The organism is Microbacterium sp. VKM Ac-2923, from assembly GCF_022815605.1.
In the GTDB taxonomy this organism is placed as follows: domain Bacteria; phylum Actinomycetota; class Actinomycetes; order Actinomycetales; family Microbacteriaceae; genus Microbacterium.
In genome coordinates this window covers 118,293-135,859 of record NZ_JALGRP010000009.1, presented here as the reverse complement: position 1 = coordinate 135,859, position 17,567 = coordinate 118,293, and the positions used below count along the sequence as shown (strand labels likewise).

Genomic DNA, 17,567 nt, shown 5'->3' with positions numbered 1-17,567 from the left:
GCCGCTTGATAACGGTTTCACGATGGGTTAGCGTCCCTCTCGTTCGACACGACGGAGAGACGAATGACGACGACGCATCCCCCGACCACCGGAGCGACCCCTGCCCGCCTTCGCTGGGGCACCGACACCATGTCGCTGGACCTGCGATGGGACGACGAGCAGCCGGTGACGTGTGCGGGGTACCTCACCCGGTCCGGTCGCCATCGCGTGTACCGGGTGCCGCTCGTCGAGGTCCTCACGGCCGACGCCGGCCACCACCCCGCATCGGGGCGCCTCGCCCACACCGAGCACGGCCGGCGCTTCCGCTACGTCGACCACGTCGAGACGGTCGTCGCCGATACGCGCACTCTGTCTCTGCGCCAGCGCTCCGGCGACCTCGAGGCGACCGTCGAGCTCACCGCGCGCGATGGTGTCGCCGCGCTCACCAGCCGCGTGCGCGTCGTCAACGTCGGCACCGGTCGCATCGTCCTGCGCGCGGTCGCGTCGTGGGTGGCGGGGTTCACCGAGCACGAGACCGCCGACGACGCCCTCGCCGGCTGGGACCGGATCTCGGGCACGAGCGACTGGCTCGGGGAGGGGCGGTGGGCGCGCGCCGCGCTCCGCGGCCCCGACTTCGTCCCTCTCGCCGAACACCTGACCGGCCACAATCCCCGGGGTGGGTTCAGTGCGGTCTCCACCGGCACCTGGTCCACCGGGGAGCACCTGCCCACCGGCATCCTCGAGTCGCCCTCCGCCGGGCTGGCCCTGGCGTGGCAGATCGAGCACAACGGCGCCTGGCGGTGGGAGATCGGCGAGGACACCGCCGGCGGCTACCTGGCTCTCTCCGGCCCCACCGACAGCGACTCCGGCTGGTCGCGTGTGCTCGGCCCCGCCGAGGACTTCACCAGTGTGCCCGCCACGATCGCCGTCGGAGCCTCCGCCACCGCGGCCCTGGACGCGCTCACCGATCACCGGCGCGCGAGCCGCCGCCCCCACCCCGACAACGCCGCCATGCCGGTGGTGTTCAACGACTACATGAACACCCTCGACGGCGACCCGACCACCGAGAAGCTGCTGCCGCTGGTCCGCGCCGCCGCCGACGTGGGAGCCGAGGTGTTCTGCATCGACGCCGGGTGGTACGACGACTCCGGCCACTGGTGGGACACCGTGGGCGCCTGGCAGCCCTCCACGACACGCTTTCCCGGCGGGCTCGGCGAGGTCATCGACGCCATCCACGCGGCCGGGATGGTCTCCGGCCTCTGGCTGGAGCCCGAGGTCGTCGGCATCCGCAGTCCGCTCGCCGAGGTCCTCCCCCACGACGCGTTCCTGCAGCGCAACGGCGAACGCGTCGTCGAACATGATCGCTTCCACCTCGACCTGCGTCACCCCGCCGCGCGCGCCCACCTGGATGCCGTCGTCGACCGCCTCGTCGCCGACTTCGGCGTGGGCTTCTTCAAGATGGACTACAACATCGATCCCGGCCCGGGCACCGACCGCGACGCCGATAGCGTCGGAGACGGGCTGCTGGGGCACAACCGAGCGGTGCTCGACTGGCTGGACGGGGTGCTCGACAGGCATCCGGCCCTCGTGATCGAGAACTGCAGTTCGGGTGCCATGCGCATGGACTACGCCATGCTGTCGCGTCTGGCGATGCAGTCCACCTCCGACCAGCAGGACTTCCGCAAGTACCCTCCGATCGCGGCCTCCGCCGCCCTGTCGATGCTTCCCGAGCAGGCGGCGAGCTGGGCCTATCCCCAGCCCGAGATGGATGCCGAAGAGTCCTCGTTCTGCCTGGTCACGGGCCTGCTCGGGCGGTTCTACGTCTCGGGTCACCTCAACCGCATGGATGCCGCGCAGCGCGGACGCGTGGCGGACGCGATCGCCGTCGCCAAGACGCTGCGAACGGAGATCGCCACCTCGCATCCGCACTGGCCGCTCGGCCTGCCGCAGTGGGAGCAACCCTGGATCGCCCTCGGACTGCGCGTCACCGACGGCGACCTCGTCTCGGTCTGGCGCCGCGACGGTCAGGATTCGGTCTCGCTGAGCTTCCCCCACCTCGTCGGAGTCGACGTCGAGGTCACCCCGGTCTTCCCCCTGGACCTCCCCGCCTGGCACACCGATTGGGATGCCACCACGGGAACCCTCCACGTGCACGGCGTCGACACCCGCTTCGCCGCACGCACCCTGCGTCTGTCGGCACGGCCCACCGGGTCGACGACGACGCCCGCACCCGATCACACTGATCACATCGAAGGAGCAATTCAATGAAGAAGCGGTTCATCGCCGCCGCGGCGCTCACCACCGTCGCGGCCCTCGCCCTCGCGGGCTGTTCCGACCCCGGCGCCGGCGGAGGCACCGCCGCCGGACCCGCCGACTGGCCGGCGCAGGACACGAAGCTCGACGGCACCACCCTCACCATCTGGGCGGCGCAGAACTCGAACAAGATCCCCGACAGCGTGGTGAAAGGCTTCGAGGCGGCCACCGGTGCCACCGTCGACGTCGTCACCATCCCCGACCCGTACGAGCAGAGCGTGCAGACCAAGGTCGCCACCGGCGACAAGCCCGACCTGGCGTTCTGGCAGCCCACGGCGTCGCAGCTCACGGCGCTGAACGCCTCGACGAACCTGCAGTCGCTCGACGGCGCACCCTTCGTCGACGCGTACACGCCGGAACTGAAGGACATCACCGGCATCCTGGCCGGCACGCGGTACGCCGCGCTCATCTCGACGCCGGCCGTGGAGGGCGTCTACTACAACAAGGAGGTGTTCGCGAAGGCGGGCATCACCACGACGCCCACGGACTGGGACAGCTTCCTCGCCACGGCCCGCCAGTTGAAGGCCGCGGGGGTCACCCCGTTCTACGACTTCGGCGGCGGCACGCCGTGGGCCACGCAGTGGTGGGTGCACGTGCAGCTCGCCGACGCCGCCAAGGATGGCCTGTGGGACCGCGTGAACGCCAACGAGGAGAAGTTCACCGACCCCACCATCCAGGGCGCGATCGACACCTACCAGGGCCTCATTCAGGAGGGCCTGTTCAATTCCGACCTCAAGACCGCGACCTTCGAGGACCAGGGCCCCGCCCTCCTCGCAGGGGAGGCGGCCATGGCGGTGCAGGTCAACTCGTACTTCGGTCAGCTGCAGTCGCTCGCCGACACCGCCGAGCTGAACGAGAAGATCGGGTTCTTCCCCATCTCCCCGACCGGCAACGTCGGCACCTTCATCCCCGACCAGGCGAATGCCCTCGTGGCGTTCAAGACGGGGGATGCCGCGCGTGAAGCGGCCGCACGCCAGCTGCTGTCGTACTGGCTCGGCGACGGATACGCCGACTTCGTCGACGCGCAGAAGACCGTCTCGCTGCAGAGCGCCGTCCCCTCCTCGCCGGAGGTCCCCGACGCTCTGCTCGCCGTGAGCGATTCCCTCGGAGACTCGGTCGGTTCGATGCAGGCCCTGGCCGTGGCGAACCCCGACCTCTACCTCAACCTGGGCGACATGATCCAGGGCACGAAGACCCCCACCGAGGTCGCCGAGGCCACGCAGGCGCAGTTCGAAGAACTCGCCAAGGCCATCGGGACGCCCGGCTTCTGACCCACCCGGGGCGCCGGGACCCGACCCGGCGCCCCCTTCCTCGTGAGGAACACCCCATGACTTCGACCCTCGAGCGGCCCCGCGCGATCACCCCGCCACCGCGGTCCGCCCGCGTAGCCGCGCGCGGACGACACGCGAAGGACCACCCGTTGTGGTTCCTCATCCCCGCTCTCGCGGTGCTGGTGGTGTTCTTCGCCATCCCCACCGTCTTCAACTTCGTCTACGCGTTCACGAACTGGTCGAGCTTCAAGAGCTCCATCGACTTCATCGGCACGGGCAACTTCGTCTCGCTGTTCTCCAACGGCTCCCTCATCAACGCGCTCACGGTGACACTGATCTACGCCGTGCTCGTGGCCGTCTTCCAGAACCTGTTCGGGCTGGGCCTCGCGCTTCTGCTCGAACGCGACACCCGCACCAACCGCGCCCTGCGCGTCGCCTTCTTCGTGCCGGTGATCATGTCGGCGCTCGCGGTCGGCTACATCTTCCAGGCCATGCTGAAGCCCGACGGGGCGCTCAACGGCATCCTGAGCATCGTGTCGGGTCAGAACGTCGAGATCGCCTGGCTCGGCAGCACCACGTGGACGATCGTCGTCGTCGCCCTCATCCACGCCTGGAAGTGGATGGGCCTGTCCATGCTCATCTACCTCGCCGGACTCAAGACCATCAGCGACGACGTCCTCGAAGCCGCGCGCCTGGACGGGGCGGGCTGGTGGACGACGTTCCGTTCGATCCGCTTCCCCCTGCTGGCCCCCGCCGTCACCTTCAACGTCGCCACGGCGCTGCTCGGGTCGATGAACGGCTTCGACATCGTGCAGGCCACCACCGCCGGCGGGCCCGGCGGCACCACCGAACTGCTCAACATCTTCATCTTCCGGACCTTCGGACAGGGACTGTTCGCGCAGGCCACGACCATGAGCCTCGTGCTCTTCCTGGTCGTCGCCGTCCTCGCCTTCCCCGTCATCCGTACTCTGCGCAAGCGGGAGGACGTACTGTGACCGCGACCATGACCCTCACCACCGGACGCACCCGGCGCGAGCCGCGGCGTCGGCGCGCGACCGCCCGCGTGGTGCAGCCGGTCGCCGCGATCCTCGTGGCGGTCGCACTGCTCGGCATCCCGTTCCTGCTGACCGTCCTGACGGCGTCGAAGACGCAGGCCGAGGCGTTCGTCCCGACGCTCGCGCTCCCCTCGGAGTGGCGTCTTCTCGACAATTTCGCCGCGGTCATCGGCGACGGCCGCATGATCGCCGCCCTCGGAGGCAGCGTCCTCGTGATGGTCCCGGCGGTGCTGGGCGTGCTGATCCTCGGCTCGATGGCCGCGTGGATCCTGGGTCGACGCCAGTCGAAAGCGCTCGCCTTCGTGTACGCGGTCGCCATCAGCGGGATCGTCCTCCCGCCCGCCGTCGTCACCATCGTCCTGCTGCTGCGCCAGCTCGGCCTCGCGGGCACGCCGATCGGGATGATCGGGGTCTACATGGGCATGTACATGTCGACGGTGATCTTCTTCGTGACCGGATTCGTCCGCACGATCCCGATCGAGCTCGAAGAAGCGGCACGCGTCGACGGCGCCTCACCGGTCAAGGTGTTCGTGAAGATCATCCTGCCGCTGCTGATGCCGGTCCTGGCCACGGCGACGATCCTGATCTGCCTTTACATCTGGAACGACGTGTTCTACGCCCTGTTCGTGGTGGGAGGTCGTCTCGACACGCTGCCCCTGAACCTGTACCAGGTGGCCAGCGCGGGTCTGTATCTTCAGAACTGGCACCTGATCTTCGCCTACATCATCCTGATGAGCCTGCCGCTGCTGATCACCTTCATGGTCGCCCAGCGCAAGATCATCTCGGGCATCACCAGCGGCGCCGTCAAATGACCGTCGCCGCTCCACACCGACGGAGCACGATGGACACCCCCCGCGCCAAACCGGCGACCATCGCCGATGTGGCGGCGCGGGCGGGGGTCTCCGTCCCCACGGTGTCGCGCGTACTGACGGGCGCGGCCAAGGTCAGCGCGGGCAAGCGCGAGGCGGTCGAAGCCGCCATCGCGGCGCTCGATTTCCGTCCCAGCGCGGCCGCGCGGGTGCTGGCGTCGCGCAAGTCGCAGGTGATCGCCGTCATCGCCGGAGACACCTCGCAGTACGGCTACGCCGAGACCATCCGCGGGATCGAAGAGGTCGCGCGCGCCGAGGACTACACGGTGATGATCACCGTGGTCGAGAGCACCGACGAGGCCGAGATCGACCGCGCCATCGCCGCCACCCTCGGGCAGCCGCTCGCCGGCGTGTGCGTCCTGAAGTTCGACCCGCCCGGGGTCGCCGCGCTGCACCGCATCCCCTCCTCCCTCCCGCTGGTGGCGCTGTCGGGCGTGCGAGAGCCGGGGCTGCGACAGGCCGTGCTCGACGAGGCCCGCGGTGCCGAAGAGCTCACGGACCACCTGCTCGACCTCGGCCACGCCACGGTCCATCACGTGCGCGTCCCTCCCTCCCGCCGCGAAGACGGGCGCACCACGGGCTGGCGGCGAGCGCTGAAGCGCCGCGGGGCGGTGATCCCGCCGCTCAGCGATGCGACGTGGGATCCGCGATCGGGCATCGAGATCGGTCGCCGCCTCGCCGAGGATCCGACCGTCACGGCGGTCTTCTGCGGAAACGACGAGATCGCCATGGGCGTCATCCGCGGCATCGTCACAGCGGGTCGCCGTGTGCCCGACGACATCTCGGTCGCCGGCTTCGACGACCATCCGCTCGCGGCGCTGTGGAGCCCGCCGCTCACGACGGTCGACCAGGACTTCGCCGGCCTCGGCCGCCGCGGACTGCAGCTCCTGTTGAACGAGATCGCCGGCGAAACCGGGCGACGGTTCTCGTCGGAGCGCCCTTCGTTGGTCGTGAGGGAGAGCACGGCCCCGCCGCCGCCCGACGCTGCGGTGCGCCGCATCGGCTGAGGTCGGACACCACCCGCCCGCCGGCCGTACCCGCTGGTGTGCGGACGCCATCGCACGAGTCTCGCGATCGGTACTCCCCCGCCATCCGTCACCGGATCCGCGGACGCGGTCCGCGCCTGAGAGACTGCACGCGTGAATGGAAAGATCTGGGGATTCATCACCGCAGCGATCGGGTTGACGATCATCACCCTGCTCGTCATCTTCGGCACCGAGTACGGAACATGGCTCGATGAGATCGGCCCGCTCCTCAGTCTGGAAAATGCCGCAGCCGCGCCGACCATCGCCCTGCCCGCGGCCATCGGACTTCTCGCGATCGGGCAACTCGTCGGCGGCCTCGCCGTCGGACTGATCCCCTCGCGACAGGAGCGGGTCGCTGCCGCACTCGCGCACCCGTCGGAAGCCGGCCCCGAATGAGCCGGACAGATCACTCGCGCGGCCGGCCGCGAGGAGAGCGCTTTCTCGGTCTGATCGTCGTGGTCGCGGTCGTGGTGGCGTGTGGGCTGTGGGGTCGGGCGGCTGCTCTTCGACAGCCAGTGGACGCTGACGTTGCACGAACTCCTCGAGAACACTGGGGCCGAGAATCCTCCCGTGACCGAGCCGCGGGACATCACCGCGACCGCGTGCGGGGAGGTGGTGGACTGCGTCGAGGCTTATGACACGCAGGAAGCGACGTACTACCGGTTCGGCTCACGAGGGGCGGCCGAGGCGTTCGCGGCGACCGTGGACGACGGATTCCGGTCGAACTACATCGTGATGGACTTCGCCGGTGCGACGGCGGCCTCCGAGGCAGAGCAGCTCTGGGCGATGCAGCATCTTGCCGGCACCTGGCAAGACTACGAAGGCACCTTCCCCGACCGGTGATCGCCGGGTACGAAACCATTCGCTTCACCGCGCAACCGCGGACTTCCTTCGGGATGAGTCCCGGCTACGGTCCGAGATTCGATCGCGGAACGACGAAGCCACCACGACCCTCGGGCGAGCAGCGCCGCGCCTCAACGCCGGGTGATCGGCCAGCTCTCCACATCGAACTGCGCGAGTGGCTGCGGAGAGAAGATCGAGTACGAACTCCAGTCGTCGATCTGGAGCGTCATGACCGCGATCCAGCCCGTCGCCACAGCGACCAGCGTAAGGATGACGATCGCCATCCGCGCGTTCCCGAGGATGCGAAACGCGTGGTCCTCGTCGACAGCACGCCGCAGGACCAGCGTGAGCGAGCCGATCACGATCGCCGCCAACAAGAGGAAGACAAGCGGACTCGGGCTCAGCGTCGCCGTGCCGCAGAAGGGCTCGATATCGGTGGGTGCGCCGGCCGTCGTGACGAAGCCCTGCCCGTTCGGGCTGAGGCCACCCGAGCAGCTCTGATGCGTCCCGCGAAGGAACGTGCCCATCACGCCCGACGCGACGACTCCCCAGACGAGGAGCGAACGGATGCCGACGATGATCGCCGCCCCGGGAAGCAGCGGCGTCGTGTTCTCGGCGGTGGCGGTCATGACGTCCTCCTCGGAAGAGAGCGGGGGTTTCACTCTCCCACGGTTCGTGGGTCGCAGTGATGTCGCGTGGTGTCATCGAGGACTGCAGCCTGTCCTGAACGAGATCGCCGGCGAAACCGAGCGACGGTTCTCGGCGGAGCGCCCCTCGTTCGTCGTGAGGGAGAGCACCGCCCCGCCGCCGCCCGACGCTGCGGTGCGCCGCATGGGCTGACGGCAGACACCGCGACGATGCCTGAGGTCCCTCGACATCCGATCCCACCTCATGCGCTGGTGGCGGAGATCCGAGGGCCTCTCACGGAGAGACCGGGGTACCAGCCGTGAAGCGGTGCATGCCGCGGTGCCCGCTGCGCGGCAGACACCCGCGGCGCGCAGGGCGCCCCCCGCGCTACTTGATCCCGCTGCGCGCGAAACCCGCCACGAAATACCGCTGGAACACCAGGAACACGATCGCGATCGGCACGACGTTCAGCAGCGCGTAGGCCATGGTCGCGCCGTAGTCGCTGCCGAACTGCCCCTGCAGGTACAGCAGGCCGATCGGCAGGGTGAACAGCCGGTTCTCACGCAGCGCGATGAGCGGCCAGGCGAAGTCGTTCCACGACGACAGCAGGCTCATGAACACCAGCACGGCGATGAGCGGCTTCGACAGCGGCAGCACCACCCGCGTGAACGTCTGCAGATGGCCCGCCCCGTCGAGCCGCGCCGCTTCGATGAGCTCGCGGGGGATGCCGAGCATGAACTGCCGGGCGAGGAACAGCCCGAACGCGGATGCCGAGACCGGCAGGATCACCGCCCAGTAGGTGCCGTAGAGCCCCGTGGCGGTGACGATCCGGAACAGCGACACCATGATGACCTGCACCGGCAGCACGAGGGTCGCCAGCGCCAGGAAGAACAGGGCCGTCGACCCGCGGAAGCGCAACTGGGCGAAGGCGTATCCGGCGAGCAGGCTCGTCGTCACCGAGATGAGGGTAACCACGACCGCGATGGCGACGGAGTTGCCGAACCAGGTCGCGACCGGGAACGACGCGAACACCCGCTCGAAGTTCTCGAGAGTGACCTCACGCGGCCAGAGGCGCAGGTCGCGCCCACCGAGCAACTCCGCGCGTGATGAGAACGCCACCGCGAGCATCCAGTACAGCGGCGACACCGCCGCGAGGCCCACCACCGCGACGATGAGTGTGCGCACCAGCATCCCGCCGCGACGTGACCGAGTGGCAGCCCGCCGACCGGGGGTCATCGCGGGCGGGGCGAGGGGGGAGGCGGATGCCGTGGCATCCAGCCGCTCGTCGAGACTCATTCGACCACGTCCTTGGTGCGGGAGGCGCGGTACTGCGCCGCAGCGAACACGAGCGCGAAGAGGAACAGCACCATGCCGATCGCGGCGGCGTAGCCCTGGTCGCGCGTGACGAAGCCGGTCTCGTAGGCGTACGTGACGAGCACGCTCGTCGCCCCTCCCGGCCCGCCGCCGGTCAACACGAACACGATGTCGAACACCTGGAACGAGAAGATGACGTTGAGCACGACGAGGAAGAACGACGTCGGTCCCAGCAACGGCACCGTCACATGGCGAAAACGCTGCAGACGGTTCGCGCCGTCGAGCCTGGCGGCCTCGTACAGGTCAGGGCCGATGCCCTGCAGCCCCGCGAGGTAGATGAGCATGTTGAAGCCGGTGCGCCACCACACCGTCGCCAGCACGATCGTCGCGAACGCCGGCACGGCATCGGACTGCCACGTCACCGGCGAGAGACCGACCGCCGTCAACAGGCGGTTGAGGATGCCGGAGTTCTGGTCGAACACGAGCACGCCGATGAGCGCGGTGGCCACCCCCGACACCGCCATCGGCAGAATGAGGAGCGAACGCCACAGCGGGCGGGCGGGCAGGGCCGAGTTGAGCAACGTCGCCGCCACGAGTCCGAGCAGCATCGACAGCGGAGTCACGAGCAGCGTGAACAGCACGGTGTTGCCGAGCGCCCGCCAGAACAACGGGTCGCCCGCGAGCCGTGCGTAGTTGTCGAGGCCGGTGAACGTGCCGGCGCCGAAGCCGTCGGTGCGCTGCAGGCTGACGAGGAACGCACCCACGAGCGGCACCAGCACGAACACCAGCAGCAGCAGGTAGTTCGGCGCGATGAACCCGTAGGCCGCGAGCGTCTCGCGACGCGCGCCCGGGCGGCGCGGGCGCACGGCCCGTCGTCCGCCCGCACGCGCGATCAGCGTGTCAGCCACCGGTGGCCGCTCCGATGCCCGACTGCAGGTTCGTCACGGTCGTCGCGGCATCCTGCGCTCCGGTGAAGGCGAGGTCGAGCTGCTCCTTGAGCACCGGGATGATCGCCGACATCGACGGGCTGGCGACCTGGGCGACGTCCTGCGGCTGCACGAGCGAGGCCTGACCGGCGAACACCGGGGCGAGATCCGGGCGCACGTCGAACTCGAGGTCGTCGTTGAGCAGGTCGCCGCGGGTGGGGAGGAGGGATGCCGCACGGCAGAAGTCGCGCATGGGGTCGGCGTTCGTGACAAATTCCAAGAACGCCGCGGCGAGCTCGGGCTGCTGTGTATTCGCGGTGGCCACGAGCGCATTGCCCCCGAAATCGCTGCCCGCGCGGACGTTGCGCGGAGCGTAGGTGGCGGTCCACTCGAAGTCGGCGGTGGTCTCGGCATCCGGGATCTGGAACGCACCCGACCACACCATCGCCACCGACTGCGAGAACCACGACTCCGCCGCGTAGCTCGAGGACGTGATCGTGTTGTTGGCGGGGACGTAGTTCTTAGTGAAGAACGAACTCGAGAACTCCACGGCCTCGCGGGCGGCGTCGGAGTCGATCGCCGGGGTCTTCTGGTCGGATCCCAGGAACGCGCCGTCGGACTGGAACAGCAGACTGAGCCAGCGGGTGACCCCGTTGCCCTGCCAGTTGTAGGCCCACGGCCAGCGGTCGGCGGGAAGTCCCGCGCGCAGGCGCTCGCCGAGGGCGTCGAGTTCGTCCCACGTCCAGGCCTGGTCGGGCGAGGTCGGGATCTCGGAGGCGTCGATGCCGGCCTGGCGGAACAGGTCGAGGTTGACGAGGATCGCCGAGGTGTCCGTGTGGTGCGGGAGGCCGAACGTTCCGTCGCCGTTCTGCACCGCGGCCCACGCCTGGGGCGTGAACTGGCCCCGCCGGTCGGCCGACAGCAGGGGCTTGAGGTCGAGCAGCTGACCGCGACCGGCGTAGGCGCCGAACGTGTAGTACGGCACGCGGAAGATGTCGGGCGGGTTGCCCGCCTGCAGCTGCGCGTCGATGTTCGTGAACATCTGTTCGTAGGGCACGGCGTTCAACTCGACCGTGGAGCCCTCGTTCGCCGCCTCGAAGGCAGCGATGGCGGCGCGGAAGCCGGCGAGCTCGGCATCCGTCCCCCAGGTGGTGAAGGTGAGAGTGCCCTGGCGTTTCTCGGCGGGGGCGGTTTGGACGAACCCGCAGCTCGCGAGGATGAACGGCAGAGCGAGCGCTCCGGATCCGGCGAGGAAGGTACGGCGTGTCAAAGGCATGACGGACTCCGATGGTTGTCGTCGAGAAGCGGACGCCGGGGCTGCGGTGCTCCTCGCGGCCGACGGTACCCCCGTCGATTTCCGAGATCAGGGGGTTGCGCCGGCGGCTTCCGCCTGCGCAGACACCGCTTCTGCGCGAAGTCCAGCCCCATTCCGCCCGGTCGACGCGCGCGTAACGTGACGCCCGTGACGTTCAACGACAATGCGCGCGTCGGCGGCAACTCCGCCCGACGCAGGGGCGGGACCGTGGCGGCGATCGGTGGCGGAACGGTCGGTATCGGCGCGATCGCGGTGCTGCTGTTCTCGTTGTTCACCGGCACCGACCTGACCGGCTCGCTGGGCGGTCAGCAGGCCGCCGGCCCCGGAAGCGGCGGAGAAGAGATCGCCGCCTGCGAGACCGGTCGGGATGCCAACAGCGACGACGCCTGCCGCCTGGCCGCGGCCTCGCTCAACATCGACCAGTTCTGGGCCGAGCGTCTCGAGGGCTACCGCGAGCCGCAGCTCGTCATCGTCGACCAGGCGACGGGGAGCTCGTGCGGCACGGCCTCGAACTCGACGGGTCCGTTCTACTGCCCGCCCGACGAGACGGTCTTCGTCGACCCGACGTTCTTCTCGATCCTGCGTGCGCAGTACGACACGACCGCCGGCCCCCTCGCGCAGCTTTACGTGCTCGCACACGAGTACGGCCACCACGTGCAGAACCTCACCGGCGTCTTCGAGCAGTACCCGAACAACGGCAGCGGCCCCGACAGCAACGGGGTACGCACAGAGCTGCAGGCCGACTGCTACGCGGGGGCGTGGGTCGCCGCCGCGGGCGACCAGGTCGACGAGAACGGCACGCCCTACCTGCAGCCGCCGACGCAACGGGAAATCACCGATGCCCTTTCGGCGGCGTCCGCCGTCGGCGACGACCACATCCAGGCCGAGTCGGGTGGCGTCGTCAACCCCGAGAGCTTCACGCACGGCTCCAGCGAACAGCGCACGCGCTGGTTCGACGTCGGATACGACAGCGGCGTGAACGCGTGCGACACCTTCGCGGTGCCGGCGGAGAACCTGTAGGACGCGGATGCCGCGACCTCGCGTCTCGCAAGGGGCCGCAGGTCGTGGCATCCGGGGTTCCTCGGCCAATCGGCGCTTGCGTGTGCATGAGGGGACGACGCGGACTAGGCGACGGCTGACATCGGCGGGAGTGCGACGACAGCATGTCTGGGCCCGAGTCTGCCTCCTCGAAACAGAGGTGCGAGAGAGGGACCAGCGACCGCTCGCCCCTCTCCTCTGGCAACCTCCCATCCGAGCCCCAGACGGAGAACTGGTTCGTCCGAGGACGCCTGACGGTCGGCATTCACCTCGCGGTGATGGACGTCAGACCAGCTCACGCGCAGATGGCCTTAGACGCCTTCCCGTATCCGTAATACGTGGCATCGAGGTAGGCGCAGACCGTGTCACTCGAGTTGTTGAGTTGAATGATCCTCGTCCACACCGTGGAAGCGTTGGCTTCGTCTGCCCCGGCCTTGTTCTTCCACCCCACCTGAGACTGGATACTCAGTGCGACAGTCTGAGCCGCACCCGCAGAGCTCTGGAACCTCGCGTAGTTGCCGGGGCAGCCACTCGACCATTTGATCTGCAGCAGCCCCACGTAGGTGCCGGAGTTGCTGTAGACGGGAGCCTCTTTCACGAGGCTCAAGCCACTGCAGCTTGTTGGATTGGCGTATCCACCCCAGTCCGATGCGGAAGCGGAGGCTGCCGGGCTAAGAGCCAGGAGGGCAGTCAAGACCGCCACGGTAGCCGCGCCGATCTTCTGACGTCGGTTTCGACGCGAGTGGGTGAGACCCACGTCTGAATTGACAGCTTTCATCATGTGCTCCATCTCACGGGCGAGACCAGGTCTCGCAGAACGGTCGCGACCTGTAGCGGCTCGCGAGTGAGTAGGAAGCTACCGGGCCTGCTAGGCCTCACGATCTTGAACTGTGGACGGATGGAAGAGTCGTCCGTTTCAGCTGAAGTTGGAATTCCGGATGGAATTTTGGGACCTCTTCGGAATGGGTTTGGATGGCCACGTGACCACCGCCCGCCTTCGTGACAGAGCCATCTGGTAGCTACTCCTGACACCAATTGGATGTCGAGCCCCGGTCCGCAACGCGAGATGCTTCGGTCTAGATCAGATGCATAGAGGGTCACCGAGATCGATGGTGGCTCCGTCGACCGTTACGCTTCCTCGAGCACAAAGCCGGGTGTTGCCGTCAGCCCGGATGATGAGCGCGGTGTAGGCGCCCTGAACGTCACCTATGGTTGCTTGCTGCTTCTGATGACCCTCGTCTCCATCTCGCGGGGAGATCTCCACATGGACGCTGTTCCCGCTACTCCGGTTGTCGTAACGGGTGACGCGACCCCAGGCGGCGTCGCAGTTCTCCGACCAAATGACTTCTAGTAGGTAGCTCTCATTCCGGGTCTCTGCTGCAGCTGGCTCCGCATCCTCGATGCACGGCGTGGTTGCGGGGTCGACTCCGGTCGTCACCGCGCTCAGCGTCGGATCCGCGGGAGAAGCAGCGGCGGAAGGACTGCTCTGCGCCCCATCCAGCAGCGCCACAACGCCGACGGTGCCGATGATGCCCGCCCCGAATGCCCCCGCTGCCGCGATTGCCGCCGCCCGAAGCGGTATCAAACGCCTCGGTCTTGCTTTCTCAACCTGAAGCTCCGACGCCGAGCTATTATCCGTCGCATTCAGGGCTAGCTGATCACGCCGCTCCAGCCACGGTCCGGGATCGTCCCCCAGCGCTTTGACCAGAGATGCCAAGGTGCGGTCCGACGGGAGCTTCTTTCCCTGTAGAGCATCAGAGATGGTGGACTTGGAGATCCCTGTTTGACTTGCCAGGTCGTACAGGATTGGATTCCCGGCGGAAGCTCGTAACTGTCGAAGATCTAGAGCTAGTTTCTTGAGCCCCTGGTCCCACTGTTGAATGTCCCCACCTCGCATCTCCGGCCTTTCTCATCATCATCGCGCTCCGCTTCGGCCCACGCTATCGGCACGCGAGCCTACTGGGCCGACCGTTCGACCTCGGCGTGCACGCACCTCAACGATCTTCATCGGCTTAGTCGTACGTTGTCCGCCGGGCGTGAAGTCGATGTTGTCCGGATGCGAATGGTCCATGAAGTGGGACTACCACCGTCGTGCGACAACGCGACGGCTTTTGAGACGCCGCGACGGCGACGGACCTGATTCCGCGGTCGTGATCTGTGGCGCACCACGGTCCGTCAGACGGTGATGTCGGTGGTCCTTGTCACGATGAGTGACGTGACGTCACTTGCTTACATGACCTTGTCGGAATGGGGCCAACGAGGAACCTCAATGGTGCCGCAGAGCGCCCGCATCCGGGACTGGCTCGGCGGAGAGTCGTACCTGTTCGCGACGGCGAGCATGAAGCGGTACGACGACCGCGCCGGCGTCGACCGCTCAATCGTGAACTGGTCGAGGAAGCCAGACGAGGGGTCCGCCATCGAGTCAAGCCTGCCTACCGTGACGACATATACGACATCCTCCTCGCGCGAAGTGAGGAAGAACGGGAAGCCTGAGACCCCCTCCGAGAGTCAGTAACCCCGGGGGGTGTCCGTACCCCACCGTACTGTTGAAAGGTGCCGCTGAGTCCCTTCCGAGCGTTCGTCGACGAGTCGTCAGCGGTTCGTTCCAACACGCGGCAGGAGTACCTCATCGGTGCCGCCCTCATCCCGCTCGAGAAGTGCGCTGAGATCCGGGAGCAGCTTCGATCGCTCGCCCTGCCCGGTCAGGTCAAATTGCACTGGACCGACGAGAGCGAGTCACGGCGCCGCACCATCGTTTCGCGTATCTCCGAACTCGGCCCGGTGACCGTTGTGGTCACGCACCTCAGCGAACGGGTGAAGAAGAACGAGCGGTGTCGACGCAAGTGTCTCGAAGCGCTTTACCACGACATGGTCAACATGGAGGTGTTCGATCTCGTGCTCGAGGACCGCTCCGCCAGTCAGAACAAGCAGGACCTCGGTCACCTCGTCGCCCTGCGGACCCAGGGCCTCGACAAGCGTCTCCGCGTCGACCATCAGCGAGGCGGTGACGAACCCCTGCTGTGGATCGCGGACGTCCTCCTGGGCGCGATCAACGCAGCGGAACTCGGCCAACCGGCTCACCTCCATGCGCTGGGAGAGACCCTGATCCTCCGGCACCGCACGGTGGATTCGTTGGAGCCATGAAAATGCGAAGGGCCCCAGATCCAGTCGTCCGGCTGGGGTTCTGAGGCCTTCTTCCGATCCCGTCGCAACGGGTGGCGAGTTCTATTGTGACACGTGTTCGGCTGCCACGCTACGGCTGCTCAATCGCCGCGACCGGCCCCCGGGGTCACCTCGTCCAGCCGCCGCACGTCCTCTTGGCCGTAGCTGTAACCTGCGAAACCTCACCACCTCGCCCGAGAGCCTCGCTGAGTGCGTCCGCCCGCGCATGCACGACACCTTATTTGTCAACTAACTGACATAACGTAAATTGTCGGCACATCCGCCTCGGCGGGGGGCGACGTTTTACCGCGGACCACAGCTCCTCGAGCGGCGAGCGTACTGCGCCGCCCGCCCGTTGGCCCTGGGAGGACCTGCCGGTTGCGGCTCCTCCGCTCGGCCCATGACCCGGCCGCCACTCGGGCGCACCGGGCCATGGTGGCGTGCGAGGTCGCCGGTCAGTCCTCTCGCGTCCGGGTGCGCAGGATGACGACGATCAGCACGCCGATCAGGACGACCACTCCGCCTCCCAGCAGCAGGCCGAGGGTCAGACCCGACATCCCGCCGACGCTCTCCGGTTCGGCCGCCGCCTCGGCCACTCCGGCGGCACTCGTGCAGGGGGAGGTTTCCGCGCCCGCCGAGACGTTCGGGCCGCTGTACACGAACGGGATGACGCCCGAGACGGGGTGGCCGTCGGACGACACGGCCCGCCACTCCACGGAGTAGTCGCCGGGGGCTCCGAGGGCGACGGGCAGCGTGAGGGTCGGTCCCGCCAGCGCCGCGCAGTCCGCCTCGTAGTGACGCCCGTCCGGGCCCACGACGATGACGATGTTGCCGCCGTCGGCCCCGAGCAGATTGGCGCTGAAGTCCAACCGCACCTCCGACAGGGACGACACGGTGTCGCCCTCCGCCGGCGATGACGCCACGAGGGAGTCGTGCGCCGAGGCGGCGGTGGCCCCGCCGAGGGCGGCGGTCATCGCGGCGGCGACCACCACCGCCCCGGCCAGGGCTCGACGCACCGCGTTCCGGGATGCCACGGTCAGCTCCGCTTCGGGCGACGCGCGAAGGCGAGGGCGCCGAGCACGGCGCCGGCGGCGGCGACGACGAGGGCGGCGATGCTCAGGCCCAGGGCGACACCGGACGAGTCGTCGGACGTCGCCGAGGTCGTCGTCATCTCGTCGGCCTCCGGGGCTGCCGTCGTCGCACCGTGACCTCTGTGGCTGTGCTCGCCACTGGGCGGAGTGTCGTTGATGTAGAGCACCGGCGCGGGCTCGAGCGTGTCGTCGACCGCCACCTCGTCGGGCGTCGCCGCCCAGTCCACGACCTCTCCGTCGGAGTAGGTCTGCGTGGCGGGGAGGACGATGCTGCCGGTGTCCGGCACGGGCCCGAGCACCGCGGAGAAGATCTGGAACTGGTCCTGACCGATTCCGACGCCGGGATCGGCCTGCCAGACGATCTTCAACGCGGCATCCGAGATCGTGTTGCCCTCGACCTCGACCGGTGCGGGGAGCGCCCCCTTCTCGACGGTGGCGGTCCAGCCGGGAACGGGCTGCACGAGCACCGCGCTCAACGGGGTGTCGGTGGGCAAGGACACCTCTAATTTGACGGTGGACGCCGCCTCGCTCTCGGTGGGAACCCGGAAGTTGACGGTGGCGTAGCTGCCCGGGGTGGCGGTGTCCGGGTTGACGGTGACGTGGGCGGATGCCGCGAGGGGCGCGGCGATCGCGAGGGCCGCGCCGGCGGTGAGGCCGACGAGGGCACGACGAAGAGTGGTCTTGCGAGACATGGTGCTGCTTTCTGACGGTGCGCACGCCGAACGGGCGTCTTACGCGA

Annotated in this window: 18 protein-coding genes; 10 read left to right on the top strand and 8 right to left on the bottom strand. The window is 68.2% G+C overall.

What is annotated here, in order from left to right; translation table 11 throughout:
- The first annotated feature begins 63 nt into the window (after positions 1-63).
- The 7 genes from MT347_RS14565 to MT347_RS14535 all read left to right on the top strand — a co-directional run bounded on the left by MT347_RS14565 (position 64) and on the right by MT347_RS14535 (position 7,355).
- Positions 64-2,247 (top strand): glycoside hydrolase family 36 protein, encoded by a 2,184-nt coding sequence (locus MT347_RS14565; protein ID WP_243501978.1) that lies wholly within the window; start codon positions 64-66, stop codon positions 2,245-2,247.
- Positions 2,244-3,563 carry an ABC transporter substrate-binding protein gene (locus tag MT347_RS14560; protein ID WP_243501977.1) on the top strand — a complete coding sequence of 440 codons (1,320 nt, stop codon included), beginning with the start codon at positions 2,244-2,246 and terminating at the stop codon, positions 3,561-3,563. Before MT347_RS14565 ends, MT347_RS14560 begins: the two co-directional genes overlap by 4 nt.
- A 56-nt stretch (positions 3,564-3,619) precedes the next feature.
- Positions 3,620-4,558: a carbohydrate ABC transporter permease gene (locus tag MT347_RS14555; protein WP_243501975.1), complete on the top strand. Its 939-nt coding sequence runs from the start codon at positions 3,620-3,622 to the stop codon at positions 4,556-4,558.
- Positions 4,555-5,430 (top strand): carbohydrate ABC transporter permease, encoded by an 876-nt coding sequence (locus MT347_RS14550; RefSeq protein ID WP_243501973.1) that lies wholly within the window; start codon positions 4,555-4,557, stop codon positions 5,428-5,430. The genes MT347_RS14555 and MT347_RS14550 overlap by 4 nt, the downstream gene beginning before the upstream one ends.
- Before the next feature lie 29 nt (positions 5,431-5,459).
- Positions 5,460-6,494, top strand: coding sequence for a LacI family DNA-binding transcriptional regulator (locus MT347_RS14545; protein WP_243501972.1), 1,035 nt, complete (start codon positions 5,460-5,462; stop codon positions 6,492-6,494).
- A gap of 132 nt (positions 6,495-6,626) precedes the next feature.
- Complete coding sequence (locus tag MT347_RS14540; RefSeq protein ID WP_243501971.1) at positions 6,627-6,908, top strand: hypothetical protein; 282 nt, start codon at positions 6,627-6,629, stop codon at positions 6,906-6,908.
- Between the two features lie 174 nt (positions 6,909-7,082).
- A complete protein-coding gene (locus MT347_RS14535; RefSeq protein WP_243501970.1) occupies positions 7,083-7,355 on the top strand; it encodes a hypothetical protein in 273 nt (90 codons plus the stop codon).
- A 131-nt stretch (positions 7,356-7,486) separates the two neighbouring features.
- Here MT347_RS14535 and MT347_RS14530 read toward each other — a convergent pair whose 3' ends face one another.
- From MT347_RS14530 to MT347_RS14515, 4 genes are all read right to left on the bottom strand, one after another.
- Complete coding sequence (locus MT347_RS14530) at positions 7,487-7,984, bottom strand: hypothetical protein (protein WP_243501968.1); 498 nt, start codon at positions 7,982-7,984, stop codon at positions 7,487-7,489.
- A gap of 385 nt (positions 7,985-8,369) precedes the next feature.
- Positions 8,370-9,278, bottom strand: coding sequence for a carbohydrate ABC transporter permease (locus MT347_RS14525; RefSeq protein ID WP_243501967.1), 909 nt, complete (start codon positions 9,276-9,278; stop codon positions 8,370-8,372).
- Positions 9,275-10,204 carry a carbohydrate ABC transporter permease gene (locus MT347_RS14520; protein WP_243501966.1) on the bottom strand — a complete coding sequence of 310 codons (930 nt, stop codon included), beginning with the start codon at positions 10,202-10,204 and terminating at the stop codon, positions 9,275-9,277. The genes MT347_RS14525 and MT347_RS14520 overlap by 4 nt, the downstream gene beginning before the upstream one ends.
- On the bottom strand, positions 10,197-11,498 hold the full coding sequence (locus tag MT347_RS14515; protein ID WP_243501965.1) for a sugar ABC transporter substrate-binding protein: 1,302 nt from the start codon (positions 11,496-11,498) through the stop codon (positions 10,197-10,199). The genes MT347_RS14520 and MT347_RS14515 overlap by 8 nt, the downstream gene beginning before the upstream one ends.
- 186 nt (positions 11,499-11,684) lie before the next feature.
- Here MT347_RS14515 and MT347_RS14510 point away from each other — a divergent pair, with 186 nt between their 5' ends.
- Entirely contained in the window at positions 11,685-12,557 is an 873-nt protein-coding gene (locus tag MT347_RS14510) for a neutral zinc metallopeptidase (RefSeq protein WP_243501963.1), read from the top strand.
- A gap of 313 nt (positions 12,558-12,870) precedes the next feature.
- Here MT347_RS14510 and MT347_RS14505 read toward each other — a convergent pair whose 3' ends face one another.
- Positions 12,871-13,182, bottom strand: a complete 312-nt coding sequence (locus MT347_RS14505) for a hypothetical protein (protein WP_243501961.1) — start codon at positions 13,180-13,182, stop codon at positions 12,871-12,873.
- Between the two features lie 474 nt (positions 13,183-13,656).
- Entirely contained in the window at positions 13,657-14,472 is an 816-nt protein-coding gene (locus MT347_RS14500; protein WP_279391384.1) for a DUF2690 domain-containing protein, read from the bottom strand.
- A 372-nt stretch (positions 14,473-14,844) separates the two neighbouring features.
- On the opposite strand from MT347_RS14500, the gene MT347_RS14495 reads away from it, so the two are divergent.
- Both MT347_RS14495 and MT347_RS14490 read left to right on the top strand, forming a co-directional pair.
- The gene (locus MT347_RS14495) at positions 14,845-15,090 is read left to right on the top strand and encodes a hypothetical protein (protein WP_243501959.1); all 246 of its coding nucleotides are present in this window, start codon (positions 14,845-14,847) and stop codon (positions 15,088-15,090) included.
- Positions 15,091-15,128: 38 nt separating this feature from the next.
- Entirely contained in the window at positions 15,129-15,719 is a 591-nt protein-coding gene (locus MT347_RS14490) for a hypothetical protein (protein WP_243501957.1), read from the top strand.
- Positions 15,720-16,192: 473 nt separating this feature from the next.
- Here MT347_RS14490 and MT347_RS14485 read toward each other — a convergent pair whose 3' ends face one another.
- A complete protein-coding gene (locus tag MT347_RS14485; RefSeq protein WP_243501956.1) occupies positions 16,193-16,771 on the bottom strand; it encodes a copper resistance CopC family protein in 579 nt (192 codons plus the stop codon).
- A 2-nt stretch (positions 16,772-16,773) separates the two neighbouring features.
- Positions 16,774-17,520 carry a YcnI family protein gene (locus MT347_RS14480; RefSeq protein ID WP_243501955.1) on the bottom strand — a complete coding sequence of 249 codons (747 nt, stop codon included), beginning with the start codon at positions 17,518-17,520 and terminating at the stop codon, positions 16,774-16,776.
- Between the last annotated feature and the right edge of the window lie 47 nt (positions 17,521-17,567).

What these genes read in the sequence shown, in the direction of transcription:
- MT347_RS14565 (WP_243501978.1), top strand. Translation starts at nt 64, where the DNA reads ATGACGACGACGCATCCCCCGACCACCGGAGCGACCCCTGCCCGCCTT.
- MT347_RS14560 (WP_243501977.1), top strand. Translation starts at nt 2,244, where the DNA reads ATGAAGAAGCGGTTCATCGCCGCCGCGGCGCTCACCACCGTCGCGGCC.
- MT347_RS14555 (WP_243501975.1), top strand. Translation starts at nt 3,620, where the DNA reads ATGACTTCGACCCTCGAGCGGCCCCGCGCGATCACCCCGCCACCGCGG.
- MT347_RS14545 (WP_243501972.1), top strand. Translation starts at nt 5,460, where the DNA reads ATGGACACCCCCCGCGCCAAACCGGCGACCATCGCCGATGTGGCGGCG.
- MT347_RS14530 (WP_243501968.1), bottom strand. Translation starts at nt 7,984, where the DNA reads ATGACCGCCACCGCCGAGAACACGACGCCGCTGCTTCCCGGGGCGGCG.
- MT347_RS14525 (WP_243501967.1), bottom strand. Translation starts at nt 9,278, where the DNA reads ATGAGTCTCGACGAGCGGCTGGATGCCACGGCATCCGCCTCCCCCCTC.
- MT347_RS14515 (WP_243501965.1), bottom strand. Translation starts at nt 11,498, where the DNA reads ATGCCTTTGACACGCCGTACCTTCCTCGCCGGATCCGGAGCGCTCGCT.
- MT347_RS14500 (WP_279391384.1), bottom strand. Translation starts at nt 14,472, where the DNA reads ATGCGAGGTGGGGACATTCAACAGTGGGACCAGGGGCTCAAGAAACTA.
- MT347_RS14495 (WP_243501959.1), top strand. Translation starts at nt 14,845, where the DNA reads ATGGTGCCGCAGAGCGCCCGCATCCGGGACTGGCTCGGCGGAGAGTCG.
- MT347_RS14480 (WP_243501955.1), bottom strand. Translation starts at nt 17,520, where the DNA reads ATGTCTCGCAAGACCACTCTTCGTCGTGCCCTCGTCGGCCTCACCGCC.